The organism is Peribacillus sp. Bi134, assembly GCF_918698065.1.
Lineage (GTDB): Bacteria > Bacillota > Bacilli > Bacillales > DSM-1321 > Peribacillus.
This window is the reverse complement of sequence record NZ_CAKKLN010000005.1, coordinates 344,174-364,954: the sequence shown is the minus strand read 5'-3', so window position 1 is coordinate 364,954 and position 20,781 is coordinate 344,174. Positions and strand designations below refer to the sequence as shown.

Below are 20,781 nucleotides of genomic sequence, written 5' to 3'. Positions count from 1 at the left end.
TTATTGTTCTTACTTATCCCAATGCCCTATCAGAAAGGTAAAATAACCCTCCGTTGATGATGGATATTCGGATGTTGGGTTCATATTGAGCTTTTAAGGCATCTTTTTCGGTAAAATAGCTCTCACTTTTTTCTTCCATATCCTTGTAAAAATGCTCCAATAAATTCAAGTCATTCTGCCAGCGAAGCATTGCTTCCTCTGCCCAGGAATGGTCATCATCCTCGAAACTGGTCCTAATGTATGTATCCAGTCTTGCCAATCCGCTCTTGGGCATTATGAGCGGTGAAAGCGTAAAGGAGTAATCCGGTATTTTGGGGGTGACCTTTATCGGTAAAACCCGATGGTGAAACCTTTCCATGATCTCACCTGAGATTAAATTCAAACCGATCGACATGAAGGTATCCTTTTTACGATCGCATTGATAGGATATTTTCACATTCAGGGTCAGCCAAGGAAACAAAGGATTATTTCCCCCTTTTGATGGAGGGGTATCCTCAAAAAGTCTAGTATATCCTGCCAGCTTTTTGGTAGATTGAATAATCTGGTGAAGGCGAGGGGAGCCAAAATGAATCATTTCTCCCTTTAAATCGGATGGAGCTAGTTCTGGATCGGTAATGAAAGTCATCTGTGCTGGGTTTGGAACGCCGCCTGTTTTTTCTAGATAATGCCAATAAAAGGGTCTGTTCATTAATTCTTTATCCATATCAATCGTCAATTGGACTGTAAGGTGGGTTGGTGCATTATCCAGTATTTCACAATCATTGGCTTTAAAGTAAGTTATTAAAAAATCATGAATTTCCCGTTGCTGCATGAACCTCACCTTCCTTCATTGATTGGGCGAATTGGATTAACGATGAAAAATTATCCATCTTGATTTTCATTTCGCCCTCTGTTTTGGATTCGCCGACTACATCAATCAAATATTCTTCAATGTTGTTAATATCCAGTTTGGTTAGAATATCATCCAATTCGCCGATTACTTTCTCGAATAAATTTATTTTTTCATATAGTAACTTTAGAATATGTTCTTCCACTGTATTTTTCGTGGCAAAGTTATAAATCATCACATCTTCTTCCTGACCAAGGCGGTGTATCCGTCCGATTCTCTGTTCGAGCCTCATCGGGTTCCATGGCAGGTCAAAATTAATCAAGTGATGGCAAAACTGAAGGTTTATCCCTTCCCCGCCAGCTTCTGTTGCAATCAATACCTGTATATTTTTTTGGAATAATTCTCGCATCCAGTCTTTCTTTCCGCGCTTAAAACCGCCTCGGAAAGGAACTGAAGAAATTCCATTCTGCTGTAGGTACCATTGTAGATATAGCTGAGTCGCCCGGTATTCGGTAAAGATAATGACTTTATCATCAATTTTCTTGATCAGTTCCAAAGCTTTTTCAGCCTTTGAGTTCTGAACCGTTTCATTCACTTTAGAAAATAAATCATCAAGCTTTGCCAAAAAGTCAGGGGAAGGCTGATCATATTTATTTTTCATATTCTTTAATGTATAAAAGACCGCCTCTCTGCTGCTGCATGCTTCCCTTTGGAGAGTGAGAGCCGAAAAGGCGCTTCCTTTAGAACCATCCGAAATAGGTTTGAATTTGGAAACAGCATCGTACAATGCTTGTTCCGTTGGAGAAAATTCAATGGTGATGGTCTCCACATGCCGTTTTGTCCATTCAATGCCAGTATCGGCCCGCCGGTTTCGAATCATGACAGTGTTGACAAGTTCCTTTAGGTGTTCATCTTCAATAATGTTCCGGCCTTTCCCTTTATACTTTTCTGAAAAAAGTGAGGCATTTCCCAAGTGGCCTGGTTTCAATAACGAAACGAGGTGGAAAATTTCCTCGACTTTATTTTGAATCGGAGTGGCTGTCAGGAGTAAACAAAATTTCTTTTTCAGATTTTGGACGAATTCATAGTTCTTCGTCTTATTATTTTTAAGTTTATGAGCTTCATCAATAATGATGAAGTCGTATTCCTGCTTGAAAATGATATCTCGATGTGGAGCTCGTTTCGCTGTATCAATGGATGAAATGACCACATCACAGGAGTCCCAAACATAGCTTTTTCTCTGAACGACTGCCGGTATATGAAACTTGGTATTCAATTCAAAAGCCCATTGTGTGACAAGGGAAGCCGGAACAAGGATCAAAACTTTTTTTACAAGGCCCCTAATCATATACTCTTTTAGGATCAATCCAGCTTCAATTGTTTTTCCGAGCCCTACCTCATCAGCTAAAATGGCCTTTCCATTCATCTTTTCCACCACTTGCTTGGCTGCTTCCAATTGATGGGGAAGCGGGGTTAACTGCGGAAGGTGCTTGGGCGCCTGTAAACCTTCAAAATCAGGGATGATAAGATTTTCCTCCATTTGAACCGCGAGCTTATAAAGCTCCCAGTTTCCCCATGGACCGTCATTTTCCATCTTTTGCAGAAACTCGTCATTCCATTCAGAATTAAAGGATATATTGATTTTCATAGAAATAACTCCCTCTTAAATCATATTTTCCTTAATAAAAGGTCAAAACCCGAACATTTCATATGTGAAGTAAGAAAAATATTTCTCTTCAAAAGATATTGCAGAGATAAGTTTCTTAGGGTAGGATATAAGTATATTTAGAAAATTCCAATTTCCCAACGCTACAAAGAATCTTTGTACATCGATTTTGCAGTTCGCGTTTTCTTAGTATGGGCTATAGACTTCTAATTTATCCAAGATTACTGAAGGAGACCAATCAAACGGTTTCTGAGGTTTCAGGAGAATTGGCAGAGAATGCATTCCACGATGCTCAGGGGTTTTACCGATGTTTGGTGGCTTATTCGCTTCCTTTCATTGGTAGACCATTTATATGCGGGTGAAGATAAGGGGAGAGACTACGGATGTAGCGCCGAAGGAGCAAACTTAGCAGTGAATCTCTCAGGCAAAAGAACTCTTATTGGACGCAACTCTGGAGAGCGCCGCCCGTTTTGGGACGGCCACCAAAGGGGAAAACCTATTACATAGGTAAACTTTCAGGTTTCAGGACAGAGAAAAAGCTCAAACGGGCTTTCTCTGTCCTTTTTTGTGCTTTTTTCACATCATGAATCAGGATATATCTGATGCGTAATGACAAGAAGCTTTTGATAATGAAGCCAATTAATTTAAAAAAATCTGAAGGGGGTCATTTTTTGACCGATTTAAAAAGAACACCACTATTTGAGGTTTATCGTGAATACGGAGGTAAAACGATTGATTTTGGCGGCTGGGAACTTCCTGTCCAATTTTCGGGTATAAAGGACGAACATGAAGCCGTACGTACAAAAGCGGGGTTATTCGATGTTTCCCATATGGGTGAAGTCGATGTTAAGGGTCCTGGGAGCCTTTCCTTTTTACAAAAGATGCTGACTAATGATATATCAAAGCTGAAACAGGGCGGTGCCCAATATTCCGCCATGTGTTATGAAAACGGAGGCACGGTTGATGATCTAATCGTGTATAAAAGGTCTGAGGATGACTATCTGCTCGTGGTCAATGCAGCGAACACAGAAAAAGATTTCAATTGGCTGCAAGCTCATTTATCGGAAGATGTCCAAATCAAGAATGTATCTAGTGACTATACACAGCTGGCACTTCAAGGGCCAGCTGCAGAGAAGATTTTACAAAAACTATCGGGAAATACTGCTTTAAGTGAAATTGGATTTTTCAAGTTCAAGGAAAATGTCATGATTAACGGTATCTCCACGATGGTATCCCGTACTGGATACACTGGTGAGGATGGCTTTGAGATATATAGTGACAGTGAAAATGGTCCAGCCCTTTGGAAGGCGATTATGGATGCCGGAAACGAAGAGGGAGTTCAGCCGATTGGTTTAGGTGCTCGTGATACCCTGCGTTTTGAAGCGAAACTGCCGTTGTATGGGCAGGAGCTTTCAGCAGACATCACCCCGATAGAAGCCGGGATTGGTTTTGCAGTAAAAGTCGATAAGGAAGTTGATTTTTTCGGGAAAGCCGTTCTTGCTGAGCAAAAGGAGAAAGGAGCTCCTCGCAAGCTTGTGGGAATTGAAATGATAGACCGTGGCATTCCACGTCATGGGTATAAGGTCTACAGCGGTGATAAAGTCATTGGCGAGGTCACGACCGGTACCCAATCACCAACGTTGAAGAAAAACGTGGGTTTGGTACTTATCGATAAGGAATTTTCAGTGCTGGATGCGGAAGTCGAAGTGGAGATCCGTTCCAAACGTTTGAAAGCCGTTATAATACAAACACCTTTTTATAAAAAACCACGTAAATAGAGGGGAATGGTCATTAGATGAAACATCGTTATTTACCCATGACAGAGCAAGATAAACAAGAAATGCTGAAAGCGATAGGGGTATCCACTGCTGAAGAACTTTTCAATGATATCCCTGAGAGCGTTCGTTTTCAAGGAGAATACGATATCAAGCCTGCTAAATCGGAACCAGCATTAATGAAAGAATTATCAAGGCTTGCTGCCAAGAATGCGGATCTTAAAAACTATGCCTCCTTCCTTGGTGCGGGTGTCTATGACCATTATGCACCGGTCATCGTCGATCATGTTCTATCCCGTTCTGAATTTTACACGGCTTATACACCCTATCAGCCTGAAATTTCACAGGGAGAGCTTCAAGCAATCTTTGAATATCAAACGATGATATGTGAATTGACGGGCATGGATGTGGCTAACTCCTCCATGTATGACGGCGGGACAGCGCTGGCTGAAGCAGCCATGCTTGCTTCAGGACAGACACGCCGCAAGAAGATTCTCATTTCAGGAACCGTTCATCCTGAATCAAGAGAAGTCGTGAAGACATATGCGAAAGGGCAACGCGTGGAAGTGATCGAAATTCCTTATAAAGACGGTGTGACGGACTTAGCTGCTTTAAAGGAATTGGCGAATGAGGACATTGCAGGAGTGATCGTGCAATATCCGAACTTTTTTGGCCGGATCGAGCCATTGAAGGAAATGGAAGAAATCATTCATGGCGTCAAATCCATGTTTATCGTTTCCAGTAATCCGCTTGCATTGGGAGCTTTGACATCCCCTGGTGCACTCGGTGCAGATATCGTAACGGGGGATGCTCAGCCATTCGGCATTCCAGCGGCATTCGGTGGACCTCATTGTGGATATTTTGCGGTTACTAATAAACTTGTTCGGAAAGTTCCGGGCCGACTCGTCGGTCAAACCGTGGATGAAAATGGTAAAAGGGGATTTGTACTAACGCTACAAGCTCGTGAACAGCACATTCGCCGTGACAAAGCCACATCCAACATTTGTTCCAATCAAGCTTTGAATGCGTTGGCAGCTTCTGTTGCAATGACCGCCCTTGGGAAAAAGGGTGTCAAGGAAATGGCCGTGCAAAATATTCAAAAAGCACATTATGCGAAAAAAGCAATTATGGCAGTAGGGGTGGAAGTGATATTCGACGGTCCTTCGTTCAATGAATTTATCATTAAACTGCCTGCTTCGTTTTCAGAAATCAATAAAAGCCTTTTTGAAAAAGGGATGATCGGCGGCTTTGATTTAGGGACGGTTTATCCTGAGCTGAAAGACCATATGCTGGTTGCGGTAACTGAACTTAGAACAAAAGAAGAAATTGATGCACTTGCGCAGGAATTGGGGGATCAACATGAATAATCAAGATCAATCACTCATTTTTGAAATCAGTACTTCCGGTCGAATCGGGTACAGTCTGCCAGAAATGGATGTTGCAACTATTCCGCTCGAAGAAATTCTTCCTGCCGACTACATCCGTGAAGAAGAGGCAGAACTGCCTGAGGTGTCCGAACTGGATATCATGCGTCACTATACAGCACTCTCCAAACGGAATCATGGGGTGGATTCGGGTTTTTATCCGCTGGGTTCATGCACGATGAAATATAATCCGAAAATAAATGAAAACGTGGCACGTTTCAACGGCTTTGCCCATATCCATCCATATCAAGATCCGGCTACCGTTCAGGGAGCATTGGGACTCTTATTTGATTTGCAGGAACACTTAACTGAAATCACCGGGATGGACCAAGTGACATTACAGCCTGCAGCAGGTGCACATGGTGAGTGGACAGGGTTGATGATGATTCGCGCTTTTCACGAAGCGAATGGCGATACAGAACGGACGAAAGTGATTGTACCTGATTCTGCACACGGTACGAATCCTGCCTCTGCCACTGTTGCCGGACTTGAAACGATTACAGTGAAATCCGATGAAAATGGATTAGTCGACCTTGAAGATTTAAAGCGTGTTGTCGGACCTGATACGGCGGCCTTGATGCTGACGAACCCCAATACATTGGGATTATTTGAAGAAAACATCTTGGAAATGGCACAACTTGTCCATGATGCAGGTGGGAAGCTTTATTATGACGGAGCCAATCTGAATGCAGTCCTTTCAAAAGCACGCCCGGGTGACATGGGCTTTGATGTGGTTCACTTAAATCTCCATAAAACATTCACGGGTCCGCATGGCGGCGGCGGTCCGGGTTCTGGTCCTGTAGGTGTGAAGTCGGACTTGATTCCTTACTTGCCTAAACCACTTATAATTAAACAAGGTGAGCAATTCGCTCTTGATTATGATCGTCCGCAATCCATTGGCAGGGTAAAACCTTATTATGGTAATTTCGGGATTAACGTGAGGGCATATACGTACATTCGTTCAATGGGGCCTGATGGCCTTAAAGCCGTCACCGAAAATGCGGTCATCAATGCCAATTATATGATGCGCAAGTTGGAACCTTATTTTGACTTACCATATAATCGTCATTGTAAGCACGAATTCGTATTAAGCGGACGCCGGCAAAAGAAATTGGGGGTTAGGACTCTTGATATAGCCAAAAGATTACTGGATTTCGGGTATCATCCTCCAACCATTTACTTCCCGTTGAACGTGGAGGAAGGAATGATGATAGAACCGACTGAAACCGAGTCAAAAGAAACGCTGGATGCGTTCATCGATGCGATGATCCAGATTGCCAAGGAAGCGGAAGAAACCCCGGAAATCGTTCAGGAAGCTCCGCATACAACCGTTATAAAGCGGCTTGATGAAACTCTTGCTGCAAGAAAACCTGTTCTGCGTTATCAAGCCTAGATTGATAGCTTATACGAAAAAAATCCCTGCCTGCCGGCGGGGATTTTTCATGTTTATGTAAGATTTCATTAAAGTCCAGCAGTTAACTTTCTTTTCCTTGAGCTATTGAATTAAAAAGAGCCCATGCGGAGATGGGGTCTTATTTCTTTGCTTTGATTTTCCCAGTCCACATTTTGAAACCGCCCTTTAGGTGAAAAAGTTCCCTGTAGCCCTTTTTGTATAGCATGGCTGCAGCTCTGCCGCTGATGATTTCGCTTTGAGCGTACAAATATACAGGCTTGTCCGGCCTAATTTCGACCAAGCGTGTTTTCATTTGAGTCATAGGGATGTTTCTTGCGCCTAAGATATGGCCATTATCGAAATCATTCGGTTCCCGCACATCGATTAGCTGCACTTTTCTGTAGTTAGCGATAAATTCGTCCTGTGTTAGTGTTTTAACGATTTTACGCTGGCGGTACCAATTAAAAAGTGAATACGCAATAACCACTCCTAAGATGATGAGCAGTGTATATAATATTTCCAAACATAAAAACTCCCTTCTACCTTAACGAATACAGACAATCTTTATTATATAATTGCTTTACCCAATAATCAAAAAGAATTTTCATCAAATTCTTCATGGACTTGATGGTACTTTCTTTTTTAGAGTGTTAAAGTCTGTTAAACTACTACATGTGAGTTTTTTGTGGGGTATTGAAAAACAGTCTATCGAAACGAGGGGTAAGGATGGCTAAAGATAAATGGGGTTTTATAGATTCGGGGTATTGTTCACCGGCTTTTAATATGGCACTGGACGAAGCTCTGTTAAACTGGCAAAGCAAAGGGGAAATTCCGCCAATCATACGCTTTTACGGCTGGGATCCAGCTACATTGTCGATCGGTTATTTTCAAAAGGCGGAAGCGGAAATTGATATCGAAGAGGTCAAAAGGCAGGGCCTTGGTTTTGTACGCAGGCCAACAGGAGGACGAGCGGTCCTGCACGAGCATGAATTGACTTATAGCGTAATCGTTCCAGAATCCTATCCGGGAATGCCGACTACCGTTACTGAAGCATATCGTGTCATTTCTGAAGGAATATTAATGGGATTCAGGAATCTGGGATTGGAAGCTTATTTTGCCGTGCCTCGAACCGATCAGGAAAAAGCGGCTTTAAAATCGCCCAGGTCTTCGGTTTGCTTTGATGCTCCAAGCTGGTATGAACTGGTCGTTGAGGGCAGGAAGGTCGCTGGCAGCGCTCAAACCAGGCAAAAAGGCGTCATCCTTCAGCACGGATCCATTTTGCTTGAACTTGATGATGATAAGCTTTTTAGCGTATTTAAATTCTCAAATGACAGGGTTAAAGAGAGAATGCAAAAAAACCTAAAAAACAAAGCTGTGGCCATAAATGATATTGCAGGGAGAAAGATTACCATCCCTGAAGCGAAAGAAGCTTTTGAAAAAGGTTTTGCCGAAGGACTTTCGGTCGATTTAGAGCCATACGTCCTCACCGAAAAGCAATTGCTGGAAGTGAAGTCCATTGCAGAAAGCAAATATGAAAGCGATGATTGGAATTTCATGAGATAGAGGAAGCATAATTAGAGTGGATAATAAAAAAGTTTTTTCAGATTTGTTTGACCAAATAACGCATCCCTTGCAGGGATAAGCCCTAAAAGGGATGGGGAAAAAGCAAGGTCCAAATTAATTGAAATCTGATGAAAAATTATTGTAAATCGACATTTTCCTCCCTTTTGCTAACTATATTAATTGATTTATCGTTTGACAAAATTAAAAGTTATTCAAAAGAAACACAATATATAGTAGTTGAAATATTTAATGCGACACTATATGTTGATTTTTGAGTTTCGCTATGATAAATTTAGGGTACTTGTTAAGCGAAACGGACATGTAAGGTTACATAAGGATTTTTGCGGCAGCAAGAACGGATCTTGAAACATATAAAGGAGAGGGAATTATGTCGGTTGTAATAAAAGAAGCTTTAAAGGTTGATCTAGAAAGGTTGAATAAGGATATTTCTTTATTTCCCCAGGTTCACCCTGTAACTGCTGATATGAAAATGGCGCATAAGGGAGTGTCCCGTCTAGTCATGCTTGACCGCTATTCTTTTAAGGATACTGAAAAAATCACACTCTCGGCAGGCGATTTCGTCGTGTTGACGATTAAGGAAGATCCGAAATTCCCGGCAAGGGGTCTCGGTTACATCGTTGAAATAGATTGGGAAACCAAAAAAGCGAAGGTTTTGGTGGATGAAGAGTTCCGTGGCGTTCTGGATAATCCGGAAGAAATGGAGACTGGAATTGTAAACCGTCCTTTGGATATTATCGAAAAGCCGCTTGAAATATACTATGAACAAATTGCGAAACGTAATGCAACGGGATTGGCATCAGTGGAAACCACGGAAGAAAAAAGAACGGAATGGTTCAATAAATTCTATGAAGAATTAAAGAACCTTAATTTCGTCCCGGCAGGACGAGTATTATATGGTGCAGGTTCCAATACGGATGTTACTTATTTCAACTGTTATGTAATGCCATTCGTACCGGATTCACGTGAAGGTATTTCAGAACATAGGAAACAAGTGATGGAAATCATGAGCCGCGGCGGCGGAGTGGGAACGAACGGGTCGACACTGCGTCCAAGAAACACTCTGGCAAAAGGCGTAAACGGAAAATCCTCGGGTTCTGTGTCGTGGCTTGACGATATTGCGAAACTGACGCATCTTGTTGAACAGGGCGGTAGCAGACGCGGCGCGCAAATGATCATGCTTGCTGATTGGCATCCTGATATTGCAGAGTTCATCATTTCTAAAATGCAAAACCCAAGGATTCTGCGATACCTAGTGGAAAATACTAAAGACGAAGCGATCAAGAAATATGCGACGGATAAATTGAAATTCACGCCGCACACGGAACAGGAAACGGCTATGTATCAAGGGATCATCAATTATAAGGAGATTCCTGGCCAAGGTGGATTCAGCGAGAAAATCATTAGGGATGCAGAGGAAAAGCTCCGTACAGGGGGAACATACAGTGTCCATAATTCTGATTTTCTGACTGGAGCCAACATCTCGATTTGCCTGACTAAGGAATTCATGGAAGCGGCGGAACAAGATGCGGAATACGAATTGCGTTTTCCTGATGTTGAAAGCTATAATGCCGAAGAAATGGCCATTTACAATGAAGAATGGCATAATGTCGGCGATGTTCGCGAATGGGAGAAAATGGGTCACAAAGTCCGTGTTTACCGTAAAATCCGCGCTAAAGAGCTTTGGAATTTAATAAATATTTGTGCAACGTATTCTGCTGAACCAGGTATTTTCTTTATCGATAATGCTAATGAAATGACGAATGCCAAAGCATACGGTCAACAGGTCGTAGCGACGAACCCTTGTGGAGAACAGCCATTGGCCCCATATTCAGTATGTAACCTTGCGGCAGTCAATCTTGCTGAGATGGCTGATAAAGAAAGCAAAACCGTTAATTTCGAGAAACTTAAGCAGACTGTCGAAGTCGGTGTGCGTATGCAGGACAATGTCATTGACGCAACTCCTTATTTCTTGGAAGAAAACAAAAAACAGGCACTGGGCGAGCGACGGGTTGGACTTGGTGTAATGGGTCTGCATGACCTTTTGATCTACTGTGAGACGGAATATGGCTCTGAAGAAGGAAATATCCTGGTTGACAAGGTGTTTGAAACGATTGCGACGACAGCTTACAGGGCTTCCGTGGAACTTGCTAAAGAAAAAGGCAGTTTCCCGTTCCTGATCGGGTCAACGGACAAAGAAACCGATGAGCTTAGAACACGTTTCACACAAACCGGATTTATGGAAAAAATGCCTGAAGATATCAGGGAAAGTGTTGCTGCACATGGCATCCGTAACTCTCATTTATTGACAGTTGCTCCTACAGGAAGCACAGGAACTATGGTCGGGGTATCAACAGGTCTTGAACCATATTTCTCCTTCACGTATTTCCGCAGCGGCCGTCTTGGTAAATTCATTGAAGTTAAGGCTGACATTGTACAGGAATACTTGGACCGTCATCCAGAAGCCGATACAGAAGAGCTTCCAAAATGGTTCATTTCCGCTATGGAATTAGCTCCAGAAGCACATGCTGATGTTCAATGCATCATTCAACGCTGGATTGACAGCTCGATCAGTAAAACGGTAAATGCTCCAAAAGGATATACTGTCGAACAAGTTGAAAAAGTATATGAACGTCTATACAAAGGCGGAGCAAAAGGCGGTACTGTATATGTGGATGGCAGCCGTGACAGTCAGGTTCTTACGCTCAAAGCGGAAGAAAACCAAATGGACGAGCAGCTTGAAATGGATGAATTGACAGATGTGGAAGTAAAGAAAAAAGTCGTATTGGTCGATACGATAAATGAACTGCGTTCGACTAACGTTACGATTGGGTCGGAAGTGGGCAACACTTGTCCGGTGTGCCGTAAAGGCGAAGTCCAGGAAATGGGCGGATGCAATACTTGCACGAATTGCGGAGCACAATTAAAATGCGGGCTATAAGCTGATGTAAGGGAAGCCGTTAAGTATGCTGCAAAGCCTATCTTAACGGCTTTTTTTAGTGTCTTAAATGTTTGTTAGTTACCGTCTGTTCAATTACAAACCAATAGAGAAGACCGAATCATCGTAAATTCGGTCTTCTTTTTGCGTTCAATCAACCATTTTCATTTTGCTGCCCTATTTCCTTCTCGGCTAGATATTGGTTTCCATCTTTCAATACCGAAAATTCATCGACTGAGTCTCCAGGTATATTCCTTGGATTTGGATATTTATTATCTGTTTGGACGGTGATCGCTTGTTTCCCCGTTCCATTTGTCAAGAAATCTCGTTTTTTATTAGCCATATGGCACCTCCTTCATTTTGAATTTCCAAGTAAAAACAATCATGATGATAACAGAATTAAGAAAAACTATCCTTATGAATTAGATTGTGTAGTTCGATTAAAAGTATGAACAGAATGGAGAACGGAATGAAACCATTTATGCCACAATTAGTGTATATAGAGCCCAGGGCACTGGAATACCCTCTTGGCCGGGAATTGAAGAAGAAATTCGAAGATTTGAACATTGAAATCCGGGAGACCACATCCCATAACCAAATTAGGGACCTTCCTGGGGAAAACGATTTGCAAAAATATCGCGTCGCCAAATCGACGCTTGTGGTAGGAATAAGAAAAACATTGAAATTCGATTCCTCAAAACCATCTGCTGAATATGCCATCCCTCTTGCTACAGGGTGTATGGGGCACTGTCACTATTGCTATTTACAGACGACACTCGGATCGAAACCATATATTAGGACATATGTGAATCTTGACGAGATTTTCGAGGCAGCCGAAAAATATATAAATGAGAGAAAGCCTGAAATCACACGTTTTGAGGCAGCTTGTACATCGGACATTGTCGGAATTGACCATTTGACACATTCTTTAAAAAGGGCCATAGAATATTTTGGCAAAAGTGAATATGGGGTTTTAAGGTTCGTAACTAAATTTCATCATGTCGACCATCTGTTGGATGCTGAACATAATGGAAAAACGAGATTTCGGTTCAGTATAAATTCGCGTTTTGTGATAAAGAATTTCGAGCCAGGCACATCGAGCTTCGAGGAAAGGATGGAAGCGGCACGAAAAGTGGCAGGTGCCGGATATCCTCTGGGTTTTATCGTAGCTCCCATATATCGTCATGAAGCATGGAAGGATGGCTATCACGAATTATTCGAACGATTAAGCGAGGCGTTAAAAGGGGTGGATATACCGGATTTGACTTTTGAATTAATCCAGCATCGGTTCACTGGTCCAGCAAAAAAAGTGATTCAAAAAAACTACCCGAAAACAAAATTGGAACTGGACGAAACGAAGCGTAAATATAAATGGGGCAGATATGGCATTGGTAAATATGTTTACCAAACCGAAGAAGCCGCAGAACTGGAAACGACCATTCGTGGGTATATCGCGGAATTTTTCCCGAAAGCGGAAATTCAGTATTTTACCTGATGAAGGTAATTTTCTATTTAAAACTGTCATAAATCCCTCTAATCCTGCTTAGAAATGTAAAGACCGGATTAGGGGAGGGCAGCTATGATTATTGACGGCGTTTTTTCCGGAGGCGGGATTAAAGGCTATGGTTTAGTGGGAGCCCTGCAGGAATTAGAAGAACGGGGATTTGTATTCCATCGTACAGCAGGTACAAGTGCAGGATCCATAATTGCAGCTTTCGTGGCAGCTGGGTACACCGGAAAAGAAATGGAAAAGCTATTTCTTGATATAGATTTAAGCGGCCTGCTGGATAAAAGGCGTGGTCTTTTGCCTATCCCGCTTGCCAAATGGCTCCTTGTATACTGGAAACTTGGCCTTTATAAAGGCGACGCATTGGAAGGTTGGATTGCCAGCAAACTTGCCGAAAGGAATGTAGTCACCTTTAAGGATGTACGACCGAAATCCCTTCGTATCATAACCTCTGACATCACAAATGGGAAATTGGTGGTTCTGCCTGATGATCTGCCGAACTATGGCATTGATCCAATCACTTTTCCAGTTGCAAAGGCAGTAAGAATGAGTTGTAGCATTCCTTATTTCTTTGAACCAGTCAAACTCGATGTCGGAAAAAGCAAGTTCCTTTTTGTTGATGGAGGTGTTTTGAGCAATTTTCCTATGTGGTTATTCAATTCAGATCATGTAAGGAAGGAACGGCCGGTCATAGGCTTGCGGCTGAGTGTCGATGAGATATGGAAACCGCATGAGGTGGATAATGCGGTTGAATTGTTCTCCGCACTATTCAAAACGATGAAAGATGCCCATGATGCACGATATATCTCCAAGAAACACGTCCATAATATTGTATTTATTCCGATGAAGGGAGTTTCTGCGATGGATTTCAATCTGAATGATGAACAAAAGGGTGATTTGATGAAACGGGGCAGGCAGTGCACGAAAGAATTTCTTAAAAAATGGACTTATTGATAATAAATAAAAAAATCGGGCTCTTAAAAAGAAGCCCGATTTTTCTTTTTATTCTTTTTCCCTTCGATAACGGTTAAGTGACTATCCGTTTTCTTTCTCCATTTTATTTTCTTGGATGATTTTGCTGCAGAGAAGCTAGCCACATTATCTTTTTTCGAAGTTCGGTTTTTTAGCCTTTTTTTCGACTGGCGGGCAGCCTTTCGGAATGCTTGCTGCTCTTTCTTAACTGGTTTTCCCTTTGTTAATCCGGTATAAATCATATAAATAATCCCTGCGACAATGGCTATTATGAGAATGTTTCTAAAAAAGCCAATCGGGTCATTAAATAGTCGGCTCAATAGTCCGAGGACTCCGAGGGCGATGATTCCGTATATCATGAAAGATATGAAACGTTTCAACAAAGACACCTCCTTAAGAGCATCATAAGCATTTTTAGCTTATTTTAAACATTCTTCATGTAAAATATTTGAAAAAAATGAAGGTCATTCCCTTAGTTTAGTATATGATTTTTCATAATCAAAATGTGTATAGATGTTTTACACAATTACATCCGATTCTAAACCTTTTTTGGTCTCTTTTTCCATCCTTAACAGTTCTTGAAATGAGGCTAATGCGACTTCGACTTGATCATCTGTCGGGGCTTTGGTTGTCAATAACTGAAGCCAAAGGCCGGGATAGCCAAGGTAACGCAGAATGGGAATATCCCTTACTTTGTTGGTCAACTGCAATACCTCGAAGGCTATGCCAAGCACGACGGGGATAAGCAAAACGCGATCCACGACACGGAGCCATAATGGGTCGGTCGGAACCAACATATAGACGAACATGCCTACTATGACTGTAAATAAAATAAAGCTGCTGCCACAGCGATAATGAAGGCGTGAACTTGCCTGCACATTCGCTACGGTCAATTCTTTTCCGCTTTCAAAGCAATTGATCACTTTATGCTCTGCTCCGTGATACTGAAAGACCCGCTTGATCAATGGCGTCATGGATACTACGTAAATGTATACCAGCAATAATATCAACTTGAACAAGCTTTCCATTAAAACCTGGGCCATATGGCCGCTGAAGATTGGTCTTGTCAACTCTGCAAGAAAGACTGGAATCAAAGTGAAAAGCAGCTTCCCGAATAGGAAGGAAAGTACGCCAATTACGGCAACTCCAAGCCATACACCCATTTTAGAAGATTCTTTCGTTTCGTTTTTCTTTTCTTCCTGTTTTTCCCCATCTTCCTCTTCATACTGTTCAGTTGAAAAGTTCAGATGTTTCGAGCCGGTGGCACTTGACTGAACCAGTGATACGATACCCCGTAGAAACGGTACTCTTTTTAAGCTGTTGACAACAGGTTTCGATTCACGAGGCAGATGATAATATACAATCGACGAATCTTTGCGGCGTACCGCAGTGACTGTGTGATGTTTGCCGCCGAACATGACGCCTTCCACAACAGCCTGCCCTCCGTAAACGGGTTTTTGAACCTCAGACATTTCTACACCAACCTAATAGTTATTCACGTAGCTCTCTCAAGGGTGCTAACATGTTTATTATCAAGCATCACAAGGGTAAAGGCGCTCCTCCAAAATTGAATGGAAGCTTTAACCCTGCAATTACTTTATGAATGTTGAATCACAGGAAGCTAGTATCCCGTGTACATTATAAACTTCAACAGAGGATGGGTATTTTCCTCTGAAAAAAGCAGATTATTTATGATTTAATCATACAGAATAAATCCCAAAACCTCTAGTGATTCTCCTTCCTAAGAATAAAAAAAAATAGTTCTATTTAACAAAGGGCATACTACGTAGCGGAGGTGATTGATATGTCTTCTAATGAAAAAGGACAAATTCAACAGGAATATCAAAGCATGTTAATCTACAATGTACTTGCTGTCGGTTTTGTTGGGGGGGCTTTAGCCAGTTTTATCGGAATCATAGCCCATTATATTAACTTTATGGATTTTAGCCCAAAATTCATACTTACCTCGTGGTCCAATATGACCTGGATCGATCATTGGCTCGGTACGGTGATGACCATAATTTTGTTCGGAATTCTATCCGTGGGGATCGCTTTTATATACTATAGTCTTTTTAAAAGGATGAAGAGTATTTTTCCGGGTATTATTTTGGGGGTGGTTTGCTGGGCTTTGCTGGTATTTATCCTGAAACCGATGTTCGTCGATTTGCCAACCTTTTCTAAAATGTCAGCAAATACGGTTATAACTAGTGTATGCATTTTTATTATATACGGTCTTTTTGTAGGATTTTCTATTTCATACGATCAACAGGAATATATCCGTCAAAAAAACAAAGCCGAGAAGCAATCGGAAAGCTGATTGCTTCTTGGTTGTAAAAAAGTAGTAAGACAATTTGTAATTATGATAGAATGTTCATGGAAAGGCATTCTTTTAACATGAGCAGGTGTTTGATGATGACAAAAATCTTACTAATCAATGGACCGAATTTAAATCGCTTGGGGAAGCGTGAACCTGCGCATTATGGATCCTCGACGCTTGCGGATGTGGAAGCGCAATTAATGCAGCAAGCACAAGGGTTAGAAGTGGAATTGACTTCTTTTCAAACGAACCATGAAGGAGCGATTATCGACAAGCTCCATTGGTCAGAGGATCATGGGATCGACGGGATTATCATTAATCCTGGAGCTTTTACTCATTATAGCTATGCGATTCGTGATGCAATAGCCGGAATTGATGTTCCAGTGGTGGAAGTGCATATTTCGAACATACATGCCCGTGAAAGCTTTCGGCATGAATCAGTGACCGCACCGGTAACGGCGGGACAGATTGTCGGCTTGGGGATACACGGATATGAATTGGCGTTGCAGGCGATCACAAAGATTGCAAAGGGGAGAAATTAAATGAATAAACTAATGCGCTTAAGAGCCTCAATGGAAAAGGCGGGCATTGATGGTTTTTTGATTACCAGTACATATAACCGTCGATTCATGACCAACTTTACGGGAAGTGCAGGCGTTGTACTTATTTCCCAAAAAGAAGCTAAATTCATCACTGATTTCAGATACGTGGAACAAGCGGGCAAGCAGGCCCCGGACTATGAGGTCGTTCAACATAAAGGAACCATCATCGAAGAAGTCGGCAAGCAGGCTAAAGCGATGAATATCGGCAAGCTGGGCTTTGAACAAGAACACCTGACTTATGCTACATATAAGGCATACGAAGCGGCCATTGATGGACAACTTTTGCCGGTGTCGGGGGTTATTGAGAATTTACGCTTGATAAAGACTTCTTCAGAGATTAAGATATTAAAGGAAGCGGCTGCTATTGCTGATGCTGCGTTTACACATATTCTCGATTTCCTGCGTCCAGGGATCTCGGAACTGGATGTATCCAATGAACTTGAGTTCTTTATGAGGAAACAAGGGGCAACTTCTTCTTCCTTTGATATTATTGTAGCATCCGGCTTAAGGTCCGCACTTCCGCATGGAGTGGCTACGGATAAAATCATTGAAAAAGGCGATTTCGTCACATTGGATTACGGGGCATACTATAATGGGTATGTGTCTGACATCACTCGGACATTAGCGGTTGGCAAGCCAAGTGAAGAACTTATTAATATTTATGACATTGTTTTAGAAGCTCAACTGCGAGGAATGGCTGGGATCAAACCTGGTATGACTGGCAAGGAAGCGGATGCACTAACTCGAAATCTAATTGAAGAAAAGGGATACGGGCAGTATTTTGGACATTCGACTGGACATGGTATCGGTCTTGAAGTTCATGAAGGTCCAGCATTATCCTTTAGGTCTGATATCATTTTAGAACCAGGTATGGCCGTAACCGTTGAACCGGGCATTTACTTACCGGGGGTAGGCGGAGTGCGGATTGAAGATGATACAATCGTTACACATGATGGTAACGAAGCACTTACTCATTCAACTAAAGAGTTAATCATTCTGTAAACATGTACATGTAGGAGGACAAATTTATGATTTCTGTAAACGATTTTCGCACGGGTGTTACGATTGAAGTAGATAATGGAATTTGGCAGGTTATCGAGTTCCAACACGTTAAACCTGGTAAAGGTGCAGCTTTTGTACGTTCTAAACTTCGTAACCTTCGTACGGGTTCAATCCAAGAGAAAACATTCCGTGCTGGTGAAAAAGTTGCTAAAGCACATATCGAAAACCGCAAGATGCAGTACCTTTATGCAAGTGGGGATAGCCATGTATTCATGGATAACGAAACATATGACCAAATCGAGCTGCCTGCATCAAGCATTGAACGTGAACTTAAATTCCTTAAGGAAAATATGGAAGTGCATATCATGACTTTCCAAGCGGAAACACTTGGGGTCGAGCTTCCAAACACAGTGGAACTTGAAGTGGCGGAAACGGAGCCGGGAATTAAAGGCGATACATCTTCAGGCGGCACGAAGTCAGCCGTACTTGAGACGGGCCTTTCGGTTCAAGTTCCATTCTTCATCAACCAAGGTGACAAACTATTGATCAATACAAATGAAGGATCATACGTATCACGTGCATAATTGAAAGACGACCGAGATGAAGATCTCGGTTTCAGTTTGTAGACAAAAAGGTTTCGGAATGAGTCCATTCCGAAACCTTTTTGATTTTTTAGTGGATTTGGCTTCTTGATGACGCAGATGATTCCATATATTCTTGCCGAATATGGCGTGTCACCACTATCTGGTGGTCTTTATTTTCTGTACACTGTAGGATTTGTACTCACGATAGCCCTTTTTATTTGTTGTTGTGTACTTACAAGCTGGAACCAGTTGGTCTAAAGTAATCATTTCAAGCTGATCTCGCTGAATAGAATCATGTTAAAAAAGAAAACACATCACTCAAGTTTTAATAATTCTATTTTAAAACAATAAAGACTTTAGGTAAAAGGGATCTATCTAAAAGTTAAAAAAAGTTGATTGGAGCGGGTGTTCGAGACTCCTGCGGGAAAACCGCGTCCAGGTGAGAACCCACAGGCGGCAATGCCGCCAAGGGCGGACCGCCAGCGGAAAGCGAGTGCCCCTACGTTATAATCAACTTCCAAATTGTACAAGCCATAAAAACCTGTGGGCAAACTCGCTTTGTTCGAATTTTTTTACAGCCTGAGACCGAGATTAATTTCTCGGCTTTTTTTTGTGTGTTTTTTAGACCCCGAAGTATAAAAAAATCAATAAATGGTCTGTTTCTTTAATAGCCTGTCATCATTGCAGGCTGGTCGGCATATATTTTATTGAAAGTGGTGTATACAGGAGGATTGTCAAAATGGAAACGATTCTTTCTTTTTTACCGAAAAAAATATGTGAGCAACTCCGGGGTATGACACCGATGATGATCGATAAGATGGAAGAGCTGAGAATTCGGGTTGGAAGGCCGCTTGAGGTCATTGTAGGTGGGGAACCATACTTCTTTTCCTATGAAGTGACCCATTCGGATGCGGATCAATTATTGAATCAAATAGGTCAATTTTCGTTATATACACTTGAGGAAGAATTAAAGCGAGGTTATATAACCATAGCAGGCGGACATCGGGTGGGGCTTGCTGGCAAGGTGATTTTGGAAAATGGATCTGTCAAAGCGATCAGGGATATTTCCTCCTTCAATATTCGGGTTGCACGTGAAAAAATAGGTGCAGCTGAACCGCTCACTTCTTACTTATATGACGGGGAATGGCAGCATACAATGTTGATCGGTGCTCCGCAAACGGGAAAAACGACCATATTACGTGATATTGCAAGAATGATATCCAGTGGTAATGAAAAACACGGCATTGCCCCTCAAAAGGTGGGGATAGTGGACGAGCGCTCGGAAATTGCCGGATGTGTTCATGGAGTGCCGCAGCTCCAATTTGGAACAAGGGTTGATGTGCTCGATGGATGTCCTAAAGCGGAAGGGATGATGATGATGATCCGTTCGATGTCCCCGGATGTATTGATCGTGGATGAAATAGGCCGCGCGGCGGATACGCAGGCTGTGCTGGAAGCGGTGAACGCAGGTATTAAACTCATGATAACTACACATGGCCATACACTGGATGAAATTAAGAAGCGACCTTTTATAGCCGAAATATTAAAGCAAAACATCTTTGAACGTTTTATAGAATTACAGAGATGTAAATCAGGTAAGAGGAGCTACAAAGTCCTTGATGCTGCTGGAGTTCCCATTTTCTTAGGGGAAGGTGTGAACCCGCATGTTTAAGTTAATAGGAGCTGCGATCATTATTATTGCAACGACATGGGCAGGTTTCGAAGCTGCGAAAAAATTAAGTATGAGGCCTCGTCAACTGAGACAGCTGAAAGTCGCCATGCAATCGCTTGAAGCCGAAATAATGTTTGGTCATACACCTTTGAAAGAAGCGGCGAGGAAACTTTCTAAACAGATGGCCAAACCTTTATCCATCTTTTTCGATGCATTTGCAAACCGGCTCGAGTCCGGAGAGACCACCGTCAAGGAAGCATGGGATGATAGTTTGAAGAAAATATGGCAATCCCTTGCTTTAAAACAGGGAGAATTCGAGATTCTTTCACAGTTTGGGGAGACGCTTGGAAAAAGCGATAAATATCATCAGCAAAAGCAAATCATGCTAACGATGGCACACTTGGAACGGGAAGAGAGCGATGCACTCGACCGACAGGGGAAATATGAAAAAATGATGAAAAGTCTTGGTTTTTTATCAGGGCTATTATTGATCATCTTGCTGATGTAGGAATATGTGGG

The 20,781-nt window shown here is 42.0% G+C and carries 19 protein-coding genes and 1 riboswitch; of the genes, 13 read left to right on the top strand and 6 right to left on the bottom strand.

Annotated elements, in window-relative coordinates:
• Positions 1–13: 13 nt before the first annotated feature.
• Entirely contained in the window at positions 14–811 is a 798-nt protein-coding gene (locus LQ188_RS13030; RefSeq protein ID WP_230177008.1) for a YqhG family protein, read from the bottom strand.
• Positions 789–2,477: an SNF2-related protein gene (locus LQ188_RS13025; RefSeq protein WP_101222549.1), complete on the bottom strand. Its 1,689-nt coding sequence runs from the start codon at positions 2,475–2,477 to the stop codon at positions 789–791. Before LQ188_RS13025 ends, LQ188_RS13030 begins: the two co-directional genes overlap by 23 nt.
• A gap of 376 nt (positions 2,478–2,853) precedes the next feature.
• Positions 2,854–2,941, top strand: a riboswitch (glycine riboswitch).
• Between the two features lie 225 nt (positions 2,942–3,166).
• On the opposite strand from LQ188_RS13025, the gene gcvT reads away from it, so the two are divergent.
• From gcvT to gcvPB, 3 genes are read left to right on the top strand one after another with little or no spacing between them, the layout of a single operon-like run.
• A complete protein-coding gene (gene gcvT, locus LQ188_RS13020) occupies positions 3,167–4,273 on the top strand; it encodes a glycine cleavage system aminomethyltransferase GcvT (RefSeq protein ID WP_230177007.1) in 1,107 nt (368 codons plus the stop codon).
• Positions 4,274–4,290: 17 nt separating this feature from the next.
• Positions 4,291–5,637 (top strand): aminomethyl-transferring glycine dehydrogenase subunit GcvPA, encoded by a 1,347-nt coding sequence (gcvPA, locus tag LQ188_RS13015; protein ID WP_230177006.1) that lies wholly within the window; start codon positions 4,291–4,293, stop codon positions 5,635–5,637.
• Positions 5,630–7,087 carry an aminomethyl-transferring glycine dehydrogenase subunit GcvPB gene (gene gcvPB / locus LQ188_RS13010; protein ID WP_101222547.1) on the top strand — a complete coding sequence of 486 codons (1,458 nt, stop codon included), beginning with the start codon at positions 5,630–5,632 and terminating at the stop codon, positions 7,085–7,087. The genes gcvPA and gcvPB overlap by 8 nt, the downstream gene beginning before the upstream one ends.
• Positions 7,088–7,226: 139 nt before the next feature.
• On the opposite strand, the gene LQ188_RS13005 is transcribed toward gcvPB, so the two are convergent.
• On the bottom strand, positions 7,227–7,610 hold the full coding sequence (locus LQ188_RS13005; protein WP_076365383.1) for a rhodanese-like domain-containing protein: 384 nt from the start codon (positions 7,608–7,610) through the stop codon (positions 7,227–7,229).
• Positions 7,611–7,813: 203 nt separating this feature from the next.
• On the opposite strand from LQ188_RS13005, the gene LQ188_RS13000 reads away from it, so the two are divergent.
• Both LQ188_RS13000 and LQ188_RS12995 read left to right on the top strand, forming a co-directional pair.
• The gene (locus tag LQ188_RS13000; RefSeq protein WP_230177005.1) at positions 7,814–8,650 is read left to right on the top strand and encodes a biotin/lipoate A/B protein ligase family protein; all 837 of its coding nucleotides are present in this window, start codon (positions 7,814–7,816) and stop codon (positions 8,648–8,650) included.
• 388 nt (positions 8,651–9,038) lie between these two features.
• A complete protein-coding gene (locus tag LQ188_RS12995) occupies positions 9,039–11,609 on the top strand; it encodes a vitamin B12-dependent ribonucleotide reductase (protein WP_101222545.1) in 2,571 nt (856 codons plus the stop codon).
• 151 nt (positions 11,610–11,760) lie between these two features.
• Here the strand turns inward: LQ188_RS12995 and LQ188_RS12990 are convergent, their stop codons facing one another.
• Positions 11,761–11,949 (bottom strand): hypothetical protein, encoded by a 189-nt coding sequence (locus LQ188_RS12990; RefSeq protein WP_101222544.1) that lies wholly within the window; start codon positions 11,947–11,949, stop codon positions 11,761–11,763.
• A gap of 126 nt (positions 11,950–12,075) precedes the next feature.
• Here LQ188_RS12990 and splB point away from each other — a divergent pair, with 126 nt between their 5' ends.
• Positions 12,076–13,101, top strand: coding sequence for a spore photoproduct lyase (gene splB / locus LQ188_RS12985; RefSeq protein WP_101222543.1), 1,026 nt, complete (start codon positions 12,076–12,078; stop codon positions 13,099–13,101).
• A gap of 84 nt (positions 13,102–13,185) precedes the next feature.
• The gene (locus LQ188_RS12980) at positions 13,186–14,067 is read left to right on the top strand and encodes a patatin-like phospholipase family protein (RefSeq protein WP_101222542.1); all 882 of its coding nucleotides are present in this window, start codon (positions 13,186–13,188) and stop codon (positions 14,065–14,067) included.
• 23 nt (positions 14,068–14,090) lie between these two features.
• Here the strand turns inward: LQ188_RS12980 and LQ188_RS12975 are convergent, their stop codons facing one another.
• Both LQ188_RS12975 and LQ188_RS12970 read right to left on the bottom strand, forming a co-directional pair.
• Complete coding sequence (locus LQ188_RS12975; RefSeq protein ID WP_048677789.1) at positions 14,091–14,465, bottom strand: SA1362 family protein; 375 nt, start codon at positions 14,463–14,465, stop codon at positions 14,091–14,093.
• Between the two features lie 138 nt (positions 14,466–14,603).
• A complete protein-coding gene (locus tag LQ188_RS12970; RefSeq protein ID WP_230177004.1) occupies positions 14,604–15,557 on the bottom strand; it encodes a DUF1385 domain-containing protein in 954 nt (317 codons plus the stop codon).
• A gap of 332 nt (positions 15,558–15,889) precedes the next feature.
• Between LQ188_RS12970 and LQ188_RS12965 the strand changes: the two genes are divergently transcribed.
• From LQ188_RS12965 to spoIIIAB, 6 genes are all read left to right on the top strand, one after another.
• Positions 15,890–16,402 carry a YqhR family membrane protein gene (locus LQ188_RS12965; RefSeq protein ID WP_101222540.1) on the top strand — a complete coding sequence of 171 codons (513 nt, stop codon included), beginning with the start codon at positions 15,890–15,892 and terminating at the stop codon, positions 16,400–16,402.
• 95 nt (positions 16,403–16,497) lie between these two features.
• On the top strand, positions 16,498–16,944 hold the full coding sequence (gene aroQ / locus LQ188_RS12960) for a type II 3-dehydroquinate dehydratase (RefSeq protein ID WP_101222539.1): 447 nt from the start codon (positions 16,498–16,500) through the stop codon (positions 16,942–16,944).
• Complete coding sequence (locus LQ188_RS12955) at positions 16,945–18,006, top strand: Xaa-Pro peptidase family protein (protein ID WP_101222538.1); 1,062 nt, start codon at positions 16,945–16,947, stop codon at positions 18,004–18,006.
• 26 nt (positions 18,007–18,032) lie between these two features.
• Positions 18,033–18,590: an elongation factor P gene (efp, locus tag LQ188_RS12950; protein ID WP_034308328.1), complete on the top strand. Its 558-nt coding sequence runs from the start codon at positions 18,033–18,035 to the stop codon at positions 18,588–18,590.
• Positions 18,591–19,329: 739 nt separating this feature from the next.
• Complete coding sequence (spoIIIAA, locus tag LQ188_RS12945; RefSeq protein WP_101222537.1) at positions 19,330–20,262, top strand: stage III sporulation protein AA; 933 nt, start codon at positions 19,330–19,332, stop codon at positions 20,260–20,262.
• The gene (spoIIIAB, locus tag LQ188_RS12940) at positions 20,255–20,770 is read left to right on the top strand and encodes a stage III sporulation protein SpoIIIAB (protein WP_101222536.1); all 516 of its coding nucleotides are present in this window, start codon (positions 20,255–20,257) and stop codon (positions 20,768–20,770) included. The genes spoIIIAA and spoIIIAB overlap by 8 nt, the downstream gene beginning before the upstream one ends.
• Positions 20,771–20,781: the final 11 nt, after the last annotated feature.

What these genes read in the sequence shown, in the direction of transcription:
- gcvPA (WP_230177006.1), top strand. Translation starts at nt 4,291, where the DNA reads ATGAAACATCGTTATTTACCCATGACAGAGCAAGATAAACAAGAAATG.
- efp (WP_034308328.1), top strand. Translation starts at nt 18,033, where the DNA reads ATGATTTCTGTAAACGATTTTCGCACGGGTGTTACGATTGAAGTAGAT.
- aroQ (WP_101222539.1), top strand. Translation starts at nt 16,498, where the DNA reads ATGACAAAAATCTTACTAATCAATGGACCGAATTTAAATCGCTTGGGG.
- LQ188_RS13025 (WP_101222549.1), bottom strand. Translation starts at nt 2,477, where the DNA reads ATGAAAATCAATATATCCTTTAATTCTGAATGGAATGACGAGTTTCTG.
- LQ188_RS13030 (WP_230177008.1), bottom strand. Translation starts at nt 811, where the DNA reads ATGCAGCAACGGGAAATTCATGATTTTTTAATAACTTACTTTAAAGCC.
- LQ188_RS12955 (WP_101222538.1), top strand. Translation starts at nt 16,945, where the DNA reads ATGAATAAACTAATGCGCTTAAGAGCCTCAATGGAAAAGGCGGGCATT.
- LQ188_RS12965 (WP_101222540.1), top strand. Translation starts at nt 15,890, where the DNA reads ATGTCTTCTAATGAAAAAGGACAAATTCAACAGGAATATCAAAGCATG.
- LQ188_RS12980 (WP_101222542.1), top strand. Translation starts at nt 13,186, where the DNA reads ATGATTATTGACGGCGTTTTTTCCGGAGGCGGGATTAAAGGCTATGGT.
- LQ188_RS12995 (WP_101222545.1), top strand. Translation starts at nt 9,039, where the DNA reads ATGTCGGTTGTAATAAAAGAAGCTTTAAAGGTTGATCTAGAAAGGTTG.
- LQ188_RS12970 (WP_230177004.1), bottom strand. Translation starts at nt 15,557, where the DNA reads ATGTCTGAGGTTCAAAAACCCGTTTACGGAGGGCAGGCTGTTGTGGAA.
- splB (WP_101222543.1), top strand. Translation starts at nt 12,076, where the DNA reads ATGAAACCATTTATGCCACAATTAGTGTATATAGAGCCCAGGGCACTG.
- gcvPB (WP_101222547.1), top strand. Translation starts at nt 5,630, where the DNA reads ATGAATAATCAAGATCAATCACTCATTTTTGAAATCAGTACTTCCGGT.
- LQ188_RS13000 (WP_230177005.1), top strand. Translation starts at nt 7,814, where the DNA reads ATGGCTAAAGATAAATGGGGTTTTATAGATTCGGGGTATTGTTCACCG.
- spoIIIAA (WP_101222537.1), top strand. Translation starts at nt 19,330, where the DNA reads ATGGAAACGATTCTTTCTTTTTTACCGAAAAAAATATGTGAGCAACTC.
- LQ188_RS12990 (WP_101222544.1), bottom strand. Translation starts at nt 11,949, where the DNA reads ATGGCTAATAAAAAACGAGATTTCTTGACAAATGGAACGGGGAAACAA.
- spoIIIAB (WP_101222536.1), top strand. Translation starts at nt 20,255, where the DNA reads ATGTTTAAGTTAATAGGAGCTGCGATCATTATTATTGCAACGACATGG.